General features: G+C 74.8%; 7 protein-coding genes. 4 read left to right on the top strand and 3 right to left on the bottom strand.

From position 1 onward, the window contains the following. Window positions 1–25: 25 nt before the first annotated feature. Window positions 26–2,014 (bottom strand): Xaa-Pro dipeptidyl-peptidase, encoded by a 1,989-nt coding sequence (locus PV410_RS07930; RefSeq protein WP_500323214.1) that lies wholly within the window; start codon window positions 2,012–2,014, stop codon window positions 26–28. A gap of 308 nt (window positions 2,015–2,322) precedes the next feature. Between PV410_RS07930 and PV410_RS07925 the strand changes: the two genes are divergently transcribed. The 4 genes from PV410_RS07925 (at window position 2,323) to PV410_RS07910 (ending at window position 8,653) form a co-directional block, all read left to right on the top strand. Then, window positions 2,323–3,885 (top strand): alpha/beta hydrolase, encoded by a 1,563-nt coding sequence (locus tag PV410_RS07925; protein ID WP_500323212.1) that lies wholly within the window; start codon window positions 2,323–2,325, stop codon window positions 3,883–3,885. Between the two features lie 48 nt (window positions 3,886–3,933). Next, window positions 3,934–5,451 (top strand): alpha/beta hydrolase, encoded by a 1,518-nt coding sequence (locus PV410_RS07920; protein ID WP_500323210.1) that lies wholly within the window; start codon window positions 3,934–3,936, stop codon window positions 5,449–5,451. A 15-nt stretch (window positions 5,452–5,466) separates the two neighbouring features. Continuing rightward, a complete protein-coding gene (locus tag PV410_RS07915) occupies window positions 5,467–7,044 on the top strand; it encodes an alpha/beta hydrolase (RefSeq protein WP_500323209.1) in 1,578 nt (525 codons plus the stop codon). Window positions 7,045–7,213: 169 nt separating this feature from the next. Then, entirely contained in the window at window positions 7,214–8,653 is a 1,440-nt protein-coding gene (locus PV410_RS07910; protein WP_500323208.1) for an alpha/beta hydrolase, read from the top strand. A 71-nt stretch (window positions 8,654–8,724) separates the two neighbouring features. On the opposite strand, the gene PV410_RS07905 is transcribed toward PV410_RS07910, so the two are convergent. Both PV410_RS07905 and PV410_RS07900 read right to left on the bottom strand, forming a co-directional pair. Continuing rightward, window positions 8,725–11,115, bottom strand: a complete 2,391-nt coding sequence (locus tag PV410_RS07905; RefSeq protein WP_500323207.1) for a Tex family protein — start codon at window positions 11,113–11,115, stop codon at window positions 8,725–8,727. Window positions 11,116–11,190: 75 nt separating this feature from the next. Continuing rightward, window positions 11,191–11,733, bottom strand: a complete 543-nt coding sequence (locus PV410_RS07900) for a GNAT family N-acetyltransferase (RefSeq protein WP_500323206.1) — start codon at window positions 11,731–11,733, stop codon at window positions 11,191–11,193. Between the last annotated feature and the right edge of the window lie 36 nt (window positions 11,734–11,769).

The following is an 11,769-nucleotide window of genomic DNA, read 5'->3' as shown; positions in this document are numbered from 1 at the left end:
GAGGGCGGACGGGCAGGGCCCGGGGTCAGCGGCCCGCGGGGACCGTGCGGGCGGTGCGGGGCGGGGCGGCCGGGACGTCCGCGGCGCGCTGCGCGACGGAGGGGTGCGGGGTCGTGGGGGCGAGGCCGCGCGCTCCGCCGACGAGCGGCAGCAGGGCATGCGAGCGGGCCAGGTCGAGTGTGACGGTGGGGGTGGTGTCGGGGGGCTCGACCAGTCCCGCGTCGGTGCCCGCGACGATCAGCGCGAGCCGGTGCCCGGCGGGCACGACGTGGTCGGTGGCGCCCAGGGTGACGGTGGCCGTGTAGGCGCGGCCCGGGACGAGCGGACGCCCGTGCCATGCGGACGCGGTGTGCCCGAGATCGGCCCAGCCGCGGCTCACCACGGTGTGGGCGACGTCGGCGGTGTCGGCCGCGGTGTCGCGGAAGCAGGCGCTGTCGCCCGCCGTGCTCTCACCCCAGCACGAGCGCGTGGCCAGGTCGGCGATGCCCTCCTTGGCGCCCAGGAAGTCCCGGACGGTGTCCGGCCCGAGGTCGACCAGGACCGCGGACAGGTGGGCGCTGGTGGTCGAGGAGGACGCGGTGAGGGTGACCGTGCCGCTGCCGGACAGCCGCAGGTCGCGGGCGAGGGTGCCGGTGGTGAAGACGGCCCTGGAGGCGCTCGGGGTGTCCGCGCCGGCGGCCCAGTCCTCCTCCCACTCCTGGGGCGCGTCGGTGAAGGCCGCCGTACTGCCGGGCGCGGCCGGGCCGAGCCCGAGGGTGCCCAGGCCCGGGGTGGTGCCGGGCCGCAGGCTCAGCCGGGCGGGTCCGGTGCCGGCGGGGGGCCAGGAGCGGTCGGTCGTCCAGTGGTCGGGGGAGCGTTCGACGTCGGCGCCGGGCTCGCGCTCCACGCCGTTGCGGACGCCCAGCAGATAGTGGTCGAACCAGCGGTGCAGGGTGGACACCCATGCCTCGCGCCGGAAGTCGAAGGGGTCGACGTGGCCGGTCTGCGACAGCCACACCTTGCGCTCCACGCCGTGCGCGGCGAGCGCGCTCCACCACTGGCCGAAGTGCTTGGTGCGGACGTTGAGGTCCTGCATGCCGTGGACGGCGAAGACGCTGGCGCGGACCTTGCCGGCGTCCTTGGTGTAGTCGCGTTCATTCCAGAACCCGGTCCAGTCGCCGCTGCGCGGGGCTCCGTCCACGATGCGCTGCTGCACCGCGGCGCAGCGGGCGCGGGCGGCCGGGCTCTCGACGTAGTCCGACAGCCAGTCGGGGCCGGAGTCGTAGAGGGCGGCGCCCTGCTGGAAGTAGTAGTCGTACCAGGAGCTGATGGCGCTGATCGGCACGATCGTGCGCAGGCCGCGCACCCCGGTCGCGGCGACGCCGTTGGCGATCGTCCCGTCCCAGCTCTTGCCGATCATGCCGACGTCGCCGGTGGACCAGCGGGCGCTCGCGGGCCGGGAGCCGGTACGGGAGGTGTAGCCCTCGGCCCGGCCGTTCAGCCAGTCGATCACCGCCTTGGCCGAGCCGATGTCGGAGGGGCCGCCGACGTCCACGCAGCCGTCGGAGCGGTTGGTGCCGGCCAGGTCGACCAGGACGACGGCGTAGCCGCGGGGGACGAAGTAGTTGTCGTAGTACAACGGGGCCTGGACCATGCGGCCCTGGTCGTCGTAGGTCTTCAACTGGCTCTCGTTGCCGCGTCCGCAGCACGAGTAGTAGGGACTCGCGTCCATGATCACCGGCACCTTGCGGCCGGCGGCCGCGGGCTCGCGGGGCCGCACGATGTCGGCGGCGACCCGGTCGGCGCGGCCGTCGCCGTCGTCGTCGCGGCCCGTCTCGACCCAGACCGCCTCGCGGATCGCGTCGGCGTACGAGTAGTCCGGCCGGCTCAGTCCGTGCCGGACGGTCCCGCCGGGGGAGGCGGCCTGCACGGTGGTCACGGGGAGGAGGACGGCGGCGAGGGCGGCGATCACGGTCGCCACCAGGGAGGTCGTCCGTATGCGGATGCGGTCGGTACGGGGGCGGGTGGTGCGCATGGGTGAGGGCACCCGCGGACGCTAGCCGCGGCCCGGTCCGGGGGGCCAGAGCGATACCGGTCAACTTGTGGGGGCTGTACGGGTACTTGTGGCGCGCGCCGGCACGGGGGTGGCACGGCGGGTTCACGCGTTCGGCCCAGCCCGGCGATCCCCCGTGCACGATCTGTGATGACCTGGTTACGCAGCGAAGGGTGGGGGGACGGCGTGGCCGCTCCCTGCCGGGACGCGGCGCCGGGCCCGCCCCCGCGGCCGCTCACCGATGCCGACCAGCCCCGCGTCTCGCAACGGGCGGAAACGAAGGCGTGGCGATGAAAGCTGTCCCGGCCACCGGCCGAATACCCGGGCGCGGACTGCTCTGCGCACTCGCCGTACTGGTCGCCTTCGGGCTGCTGCTCGCCACCTGCACCGCCGCGACGCACACGCACAGGACCGCCGCACCCACTCCCGCCGGGGCCTCCGCGAGCGCGGCGGCCGACGCGATCCGCGTGGACCTGCGGCGCTACTACACGCAGGAGCTGCGCTGGTTGCCCTGCCGGGACCGGTCGTTCCAGTGCACGAGGCTCAAGGTGCCGCGGGACTACGCGCACCCGGGAGCGGGTGACCTCTCCCTGGCCGCGATCCGCAGGCAGGCCCGCGGCCACGGCGCCGCCCGCGTCGGCGCACTCCAGATCAACCCCGGCGGCCCCGGTCTGTCCGCCATCGACGATCTGCGGGCCTACGCCGACAGGTACTCCCCCGCCCTGCGCGCCTCGTACGACCTGGTCGCGGTCGACCCGCGCGGCGTCGGCCACAGCTCGCCGGTGGACTGCGGCTCCGCCGCTCCCCCGGGTGCCGGGACGCGGGGGGCGCTCCCTTCGGACGAGGCCACGGTCATCAACACGTGGGCCGCCTACCACGCCAAGGTCGCCGCGGACTGCGCGCGGCACGCCGGGCAGCTGCTGCCGCACGTCGGCACCCTCGACGCGGCCCGGGACATGGACGTCGTACGCGCCGCGCTGGGCGAGGACCGCCTGCACTTCCTCGGCTTCTCGTACGGCACCTACCTGGGCGCCACCTACGCCGAGCTCTTCCCCTCCCGCGTCGGCCGGGTCGTCCTGGACGGCGCGGTCGACCCGGCCATGGACGGCTACCACGCCTACCTCAACCAGGCCCGCGGGTACCAGATCGCCTGGGAGTCCTTCGCCGCCGACTGCGCCCGCCGCAGGCACTGCCCGGTCGGCCACTCCGTCAAGGAGGCGGGCCGCACGCTGGACTCCCTCGTGGCCGCCCTCGACCGCGCCCCGGTGCGGCAGGGCAAGGAGGGCCACCTCGACGGCGAGACCCTGCTCGGCACGGTCGTCACCGCATTGCGCGCGCCCGACTGGGAGACGCTGCGCGCGGTGCTGGACGGGGTGACCTCGGGTGACACCACCGTGCTGCGGGAGCTCGTGGGCTCCGAGGACGACACCGCGTCCGGTGACGAGTCCATGACGGCGGTCAACTGCCTGAGCTCCGCGCTCGAATCGCGGTCGACCCCCGCCCAGACGCTCGCGGCGCTGCCCGAATTCCTGCGGGCTTCGCCCCAGTTCGGGGCGTTCTACAACGAGGACCTGTCGACGTGCGCCCACTGGCCGACGCGGCCCACGCAGCTCCCGCGGCGCGTCAGCGCCCGGGGCGCCGGGCCGATCCTCGTGATCGGCACCACCCGCGACCCCGCCACCCCCTACGACCAGGCCCGGGCACTGGCCGCCCAGCTCTCCTCCGGGCGTCTCCTGACCTGGGACGGCGACGGGCACACCGCCTACCAGCGCGGCAGCCGCTGCGTCGACACGGCCGTCGACGACTACCTGTTGCGCGGTCTGCTCCCGCCCACCGGCGCGATCTGCCGCTGACGCGACCACCCGCCCCGCGCTCCGCGCGGCGCACAGAAAGGCGTGGCCATGAACGCACCCCGACGCAGGCTCCACGGCTTCATCGCCGTGCTCGGCAGCTGCGGGCTGCTGCTCACCGCGTGCGCGGCGGGCGACCTCCGGCAGACGCCGGCCTGGGCACCCGCCGGGGGCGCCGCCACCGCCGCACCGGCGGACCTGGCCCGCTACTACGGGCAGAAACCGGGCTGGAAGGCCTGCGCCGCGGTGCCGTCGTTCCAGTGCGCCACCATCACGGTGCCGCTGGACTACGACCACCCCGAGGGAGGCGACATCACCCTGGCCGCGATACGCCAGAGGGCCACCGGGAACGGCGCCGCACGCGTCGGCTCGCTGCAGATGAACCCCGGCGGACCGGGCTCGTCCGCGATCGCCTACCTGCTCGGCAACGTGGACTCCTTCTCCCCCGCGGTGCGCGCAGCGTACGACCTGGTGGCGGTCGACCCGCGCGGTGTCGGCGCCAGCACCCTGGTGGACTGCGCCAAGGACACCCCCGCGGCCGCCCCGGACCCCGGCGCGCGCAGGGCGGACATCGACGCCTCGGCCGCGGGCTACGCGCAGGTCGCGGCCGAATGCGGCCGGCACGCGGGGCGGTTGCTGCCGCACGTGGGCACCGAGGACGCCGCCCGAGACATGGACGTCGTACGCGCCGTGCTGGGCGACCGGCAGCTCCATTACCTGGGCTTCTCGTACGGCACCTACCTGGGCGCCACCTACGCCGGGCTCTTCCCCTCCCGCGTCGGCCGCATGGTCCTCGACGGCGCCGTCGACCCCGCCCTCGACGGGTACGACTTCACCATCGGCCAGGCCCGGGGGTACGAGGTCGCCTGGAAGTCCTTCGCCGCGGAGTGCGCCACCCGGCCCGACTGTCCCGTGGGCCGCTCGGTCCAGGAGGCCGGCCGCATCCTCGACACCCTGGTGGCCACGCTGAACCGCACCCCCCTCCGGCAGGGCAAGGACATCACCGTCACGGGGGACTCCCTCCTCAGCGCGGTCGTCCTCGGGCTGCGGGCCCCGGCCTGGGAGGCGCTGCGCGCCGCGCTGGAGGGGGTGCGGGCCGGCGACACCACGGCCGTACAGGCGCTCCTCGGCGTGGACGAGGAAACCGATCCGGGCGACCAGTCGTACTACGCGGTGTCGTGCCTGAGCTCCACCCTGGGCACGTGGTCGACCGTCGCGCAGGCGCAGGCGGCGCTGCCCGAATTCCGCCGCGAAGCACCGCAGTTCGCCGAGTACTACGCCGGGACCCTGCCGATGTGCACCCATTGGCCCGTCCGCCCTGACCAGCCGGCGCACCGGATCACCGCGGCCGGCGCCGCACCGATCCTGGTCGTGGGCACCCTCCGCGACCCGGCCACCCCGTACCCGTGGGCACAGGCGCTCGCCCGGGAGCTCTCCTCCGGACGGCTCCTGACCTGGGACGGCGACGGGCACACCGCCTACCACCAGGGCAGCACCTGCGCCGAGAGCGCCGTCGACAGCTACCTGACGAAAGGTCAGCTCCCGGCCACCGGCACGGTCTGCGTCTGACGGGCGGTGGCCGCCGTGCAGGCCGCACGTCCCCTGTCCGGCCGGGGCAGGCGCATCGCGGGCGGGCTGCTGAGCGCCTGCCTGGTGCTGGCCGCCTGTTCGCCCCAGCGCGCGCACCGGACGGCGGGCGCGAAGCGGTCCGCGGCCGCGTCCGCGGCCGCCCCGGCCACTCCGGTCGCCTCGGCAGCCTCGGCGGCGGCGTCGGCAGCCTCGTCGGCGGCCTCGTCCGCGCCGCCGGACGTGTCGCGCTACTACCGGCAGAGGCTCGACTGGCAGCCCTGCCGGGAAGGGGCGTCGTTCCAGTGCACCACGGTGACGGTGCCCCTGGACTACGCCCACCCGCAGGCGGGCGACATCCGGCTGGCGGTCGTCCGCCACAGGGCCACCGGCCCGCGCGCGGCCCGCATCGGCTCGCTGCTGCTCAACCCCGGCGGGCCCGGCGTGTCGGCGGTCGACGATGTGCTGTCCTTCGCCGACGGCTTCTCCCCCGCGATGCGCGCCGCGTACGACCTGGTCGGCGTCGACCCCCGGGGCGTGGGCCGCAGCGCCCCGGTCGACTGCGGGACGGGCCCATCGGTCCCCGGGGCCGCCGCCGGGGACCCCGAGCCGGGCCTCGCCCTGGTCGCCGACGCGTGCGCACGTCGCGCGGGCCGGCTCCTGCCCCACGTCGGCACCCCCGACGCCGCACGGGACATGGACGTCGTACGGGCCCTGCTCGGCGACGACCGGCTGGGCTTCCTCGGCTACTCCTACGGCAGTTACCTGGGGGCCACCTATGCGGAGCTCTTCCCCTCCCGCGTCGGCCGCATGGTCCTCGACGGCGCCATCGACCCGGACATGGGCGCCTACCGCGCCACGCTCGGCATGGCACGCGGTTACCAGGTGGCCTGGGAGGCCTTCGCCGCCGACTGCGTCACCCGCCCCGGCTGCCCGGTCGGCCACTCGGTCAAGGACGCGGGCCGCATCCTTGACGGCCTGGTCGCGGGACTCGACAAGGCCTCCGGAAGTGCGGGCGGCCACGGCGTCTCCCCCACCGGCGACGATCTGCTCACCGCGGTCACCTCGGCACTCGCGGCTCCGGCCTGGGGCGCACTGCGCAACCTGCTCCGCGAGGTGGCGGCGGGCGACGCCGCCGCCTGGCGACCGCTGCCCGGCACGGAGGACGACGGCGGGCCGGGTGAGCAGTCCCTCGCCGCGATCAACTGCCTGAGCTCCGCGCTGGGACCGCGGTCGACCGCGGCGCAGACGCTCGCGGCCGTGCCCGAGTTCCGCCGCGCGGCCCCCCAGTTCGGCGCGTACTACGCCGGGTTCCTCCCCATGTGCGCCGACTGGCCGACGCGGCCCACGCAGGTCCCGCACCGGATCAGCGCCCGCGGCGCCCCGCCGATCCTCGTCGTCGGCACCACCCGCGACCCCGCCACCCCCTACGAGCAGGCCCGGGCACTGGCCGCCCAGCTCTCCTCCGGGCGGCTGCTCACCTGGGACGGCGACGGGCACACCGCCTACCAGCAGGGCAGCGCCTGCGTCGACACGGCCGTCGACGGCTACTTCCTGCACGGCCGGCTCCCACCCGACGGCACCGTGTGCGGCTGACGGGCAGCAGGACGCCACACCACCAGGGCACCAGAAAGGCTGAGCGATGGACGCTGTCCGGCACACCGGCCACGTACGCAGGAGGGGACGACGCCGCGCGGTCGCGGTGCTGGGCGCGTGCGCCCTCCTCGCGACCGCGTGTTCCTCCCTCCGCGGCGGGGCGTCACCCGTGACCCGCCTGGCGCCGGCCGGCTCCGTGCACACCGAGGCCGTGACGCCGCGGCTGACCCGCTACTACGCGCAGCGGCTCGCCTGGAGACCGTGCGAGGACAAGCCGTCCTTCCAGTGCACGACTCTCAATGCGCCGCTGGACTACGCACACCCCGAAGCGGGCGACATCACCCTGGCCGCCACCCGCCTGACGTCCACGGGGAGCGGGGCGCACCGCATCGGCTCGCTGCTGTACAACCCCGGCGGGCCCGGTGACTCCGCCATCGGCGGCCTGCAGGATCTCGCCGAAGAGTTCCCGCCCTCGGTACGCGCCGCCTACGACCTGGTCGCCGTCGACCCGCGTGGCGTCGGCGCCAGCACCCCGGTGGACTGCGGCACCGAGGTTGCGGCGAACCTCGCCGAAGCCCGCCCGCTCACCGCCGGGAAGCCGGACTTCGAGGCCCTGGACGAGGCCCGTGAGAAGACCGCCGACGCGTGCCGGCGGCACGCCGGGTGGCTGCTGCCGCACATCGGCACCCCGGACGTGGCCCGCGACATGGACCTGGTGCGCGCCCTCGTCGGGGACGACCGCCTGCACTTCTTCGGCTTCTCCTACGGCACCTACCTGGGCACCGTCTACGCCGAGCTCTTCCCCTCCCGGGTCGGCCGCATGGTCCTCGACGGCGCCGTGGACCCCACGGTCGACGGCTACCACCGCTTCCTGGATCCGGCACACGGCTACCAGGTGGCCTGGGAGGCCTTCGCCGCCGACTGCGCGCGCCGCCCCGACTGCCCGGTCGGCCACTCCGTCGAGGAGGCGGGCCGCGTCCTGGACGCCCTGGTCGCCCGCCTCGACCGGAGCCCGCGCCAGGAGGGCAAGGACGTCACCGTCACGGGGGACGACCTGCTCGTCACCGTCGTGTCGGGGCTCAAGCAGCCCGCGTGGGAGGAACTGCGCCTGGCCCTGGGCGAGGTGGTGTCCGCCTCCGGTGGCACCGCCGCGCTCCAAAGGCTCTCCGCCCCGGAGGAGGAGGCCGTCGCCGACGTGGGGTTCACGGCCGTCAGCTGTCTGAGCGCAGCGCTCGGGCCCGTGTTCACCCCCGCGCAGGCCGAGGCGCTGCTCCCCGCCTTCCTCCGTGCCTCGCCCCAGTTCGGGGCGTACTACACCGGGCTGCTCAGCACCTGCGCCCACTGGCCCGTCGGCCCGGACCGGCCCGCGCAGGCCGTCACGGTCCCTCCCACGGCGCCGATCCTGGTCGTCGGCACCCTGCGCGACCCGGCCACCCCGTACGCCTGGGCGCGGGCACTCACCCGGCAGCTCCCTTCGGCCCGGCTGCTGACCTGGGACGGCGACGGGCACACCGCCTACCTGCAGCCCGGAAGCGCGTGCGTCGACGCCGCGGTCGACCGCTACCTGCTGAGCGGCGTGCTCCCGCCGGCGGGGACGGTCTGCCGCTGAGAACACGCCGAGGCGCGCTCCCCCGGTCCTCCGGGGAGCGCGCCTCAGGGCCTCAGTGCCTCACGGTGGGATCAGCCGCGGCGGCCGTTGTTGCCCCCGCCGAGACCCTTGTCGAGCCCGGCGCGGCGCAGGGCGTCGGCCATCGCGCCGCCGGGGGCCGGGCGGTCCCGGTCGCGGTCGCCGCCGCGGGACTGGCGGGGCGGGTTGCCGCCGCGGCGGTCGGGCCGGTCGGGGCGGCCGCCGCGCTCGGGACGTCCACCGCCGGCGTTGCCCTTGGGCGCGCTCGCCTCGTCCTCCAGACGGAGGGTGAGGGAGATGCGCTTGCGCGGGATGTCGACGTCGAGCACCTTGACGCGGACGATGTCGCCGGGCTTGACCACCTCGCGCGGGTCGCTGACGAAGTTCCTGGACATCGCCGAGACGTGCACGAGCCCGTCCTGGTGGACGCCGACGTCCACGAAGGCGCCGAAGGCCGCGACATTGGTGACGACGCCCTCCAGGAGCATGCCGGGCCTGAGGTCCTTGAGCTCCTCGACGCCCTCCTTGAAGGCGGCGGTCTTGAAGGCGGGCCGCGGGTCACGTCCGGGCTTCTCCAGTTCGGAGAGGATGTCGGTGACCGTCGGCAGACCGAAGGTGTCGTCGACGAACTCCCGCGGCGCCAGCCCGCGCAGCACCGTGGTGTTGCCGATGAGCGCCCTGATGTCGGTGCCCGCCGCAGTGCTCATGCGCCGTACGACGGGGTAGGACTCGGGGTGCACGCTGGAGGCGTCCAGGGGGTCGTCGCCGTCGGGGATCCGCAGGAACCCGGCGCACTGCTCGTACGCCTTGGGGCCGAGCCGGGCCACGTCCTTCAGGGCGGTGCGCCGGCGGAACGGGCCGTTGGCGTCGCGGTGGGCGACGATGTTGGCGGCCAGGCCCTCGGTGATGCCGGAGACGCGGCGCAACAGCGGCACGGAGGCGGTGTTGACGTCGACGCCGACGCCGTTCACGCAGTCCTCGACGACCGCGTCGAGGGAGCGCGAGAGCTTCACCTCGGACAGGTCGTGCTGGTACTGGCCGACGCCGATCGACTTGGGGTCGATCTTGACGAGTTCGGCGAGCGGGTCCTGGAGGCGGCGGGCGATGGAGACGGCGCCGCGCAGCGACACGTCGAGCTCGGGGAGCTCGGCGGAGGCGTAGGCGGAGGCGGAGTAGACCGAGGCGCCCGCCTCGGACACCACGGCCTTGGTCAGCTTCAGTTCCGGGTGCCGCTTGATGAGGTCCGCGGCGAGCTTGTCGGTCTCGCGGGAGGCGGTTCCGTTGCCGATGGCGACCAGGTCGACCTCGTGGGCGGCGGCGAGCCGGGCGAGCGTCGCGATGGAGGCGTCCCACTGGTTGCGCGGCACGTGCGGGTAGATCGTGTCGGTGGCGACGACCTTGCCCGTCGCGTCGACCACGGCCACCTTGACGCCGGTGCGGAAGCCCGGGTCCAGGCCCATGGTGGCGCGCGTGCCGGCGGGGGCGGCGAGCAGCAGGTCGCGCAGGTTGGCGGCGAAGACCCGGACCGCCTCGTCCTCGGCGTCCTGGCGCAGCTGGACGCGCAGGTCGAGGCCGAGCCGGACCAGGAAGCGGGTGCGCCAGGCCCAGCGAACGCTGTCGGCGAGCCACTTGTCGGCGGGGCGGCCGCGGTCGGCGACGCCGAAGTGGTGGGCGATCGTGCGCTCGAAGCTGGAGGGGCCCTCCGCGACCGGCTCCTCGGGCTCCATGGTGAGGTCGAGGACCTCCTCCTTCTCGCCGCGCAGCATGGCGAGCACACGGTGCGAGGGGAGCTTGGTGAACGGCTCGGCGAAGTCGAAGTAGTCCGCGAACTTCGCGCCCGCCTCCTCCTTGCCCTCGCGCACCTTGGCGACGAGCCGGCCCCGCTCCCACATCCGGGTGCGCAGTCCCCCGACGAGGTCGGCGTCCTCGGACCACCGCTCGGTGAGGATCGCGCGGGCGCCCTCCAGCGCCGCCGCGGCGTCGGCGACGCCCTTGTCCGCGTCGACGAACCCGGCGGCCTCGGCCTGCGGTTCCAGGGACGGGTCGCCGAGGAGGCGGTCGGCGAGCGGCTCCAGGCCGGCCTCGCGGGCGATCTGCGCCTTGGTGCGCCGCTTGGGCTTGTAGGGCAGGTAGATGTCCTCGAGGCGCGCCTTGGAGTCCGCGGCGAGGATCTGCGCCTTCAGGGCGTCGTCGAGCTTGCCCTGGGACTCGATGGACTCCAGGATGGCGGCCCGCCGCTCGTCCATTTCGCGCAGGTAGCGCAGGCGCTCCTCCAGCGTCCGCAGCTGGGCGTCGTCGAGGCCGTCCGTCGCCTCCTTGCGGTACCGGGCCACGAACGGCACGGTCGCGCCGCCGTCGAGCAGCTCGACCGCCGATCTGACCTGACCTTCCCGTACGCCGAGTTCCTCGGCGATCCTGCGCTCGACCGAGACCGTTGTCGTCACGATGTGCGACCTGCTTTCTGGCTGGACTACCGCTGCATTATTGCGGAGCCCGGCCGCCCGGCCACGAGCCTGGGCCTATGCCGCGCCGGAGTCCGGGCCCAGACGCTTCTCGAACCAGTGGTCGGCGTAGCGTTCGCCGTTGTAGTCGGGGACCTCGTGGTAGCCCAGTTTCGCGTACAGGGCCCGTGCCTCGACCAGGTCGGCCCGGGTGTCGAGGCGGATCACGGCGGCGCCCAGTCGTTCGCGGGCCGCGCGTTCGGCGGCGGTGACCAGCAGTGCGGCGCCGCCGGTGCGGCGGGCGCCGGGGACGACCCACACGCGGCGCAGCTCGGCGACGCCGGGGGCCAGGAGGCGGACGCCCGCGCAGCCGGCCGGCTCGCCGTCGCGGCGGCCGACGAGGAAGTGCCCGTGGGGACCGGCGAGGTCGTCACTGGTGTGCTCGGTGAGCAGGTCGTCTATCTCCCGCGGGGTCATCGGCCTGCCGTAGTAGCGGCTGACGATGTCGTCGTAGTACCGCCACAGCAGGTCCCTCGACACGGGGTCGTCAACGGGGAGCGGGGCGATCTCCCATACGGGCGAAGCGTGGACGTTCGGTCGCGGTACGGTCACGCGGCCCATCGTGGCAGCACCCTGCGTCGCTATCCTCCGAATATT

It is taken from the genome of Streptomyces sp. PA03-5A, assembly GCF_033792725.1.
In the GTDB taxonomy this organism is placed as follows: Bacteria; Actinomycetota; Actinomycetes; order Streptomycetales; family Streptomycetaceae; genus Actinacidiphila.
The sequence above is the reverse complement of the archived record's forward strand: the minus strand, read 5'-3'. Positions and strand labels throughout refer to the sequence as shown.

What these genes read in the sequence shown, in the direction of transcription:
- PV410_RS07930 (WP_500323214.1), bottom strand. Translation starts at nt 2,014, where the DNA reads ATGCGCACCACCCGCCCCCGTACCGACCGCATCCGCATACGGACGACC.
- PV410_RS07925 (WP_500323212.1), top strand. Translation starts at nt 2,323, where the DNA reads ATGAAAGCTGTCCCGGCCACCGGCCGAATACCCGGGCGCGGACTGCTC.
- PV410_RS07920 (WP_500323210.1), top strand. Translation starts at nt 3,934, where the DNA reads ATGAACGCACCCCGACGCAGGCTCCACGGCTTCATCGCCGTGCTCGGC.
- PV410_RS07900 (WP_500323206.1), bottom strand. Translation starts at nt 11,733, where the DNA reads ATGGGCCGCGTGACCGTACCGCGACCGAACGTCCACGCTTCGCCCGTA.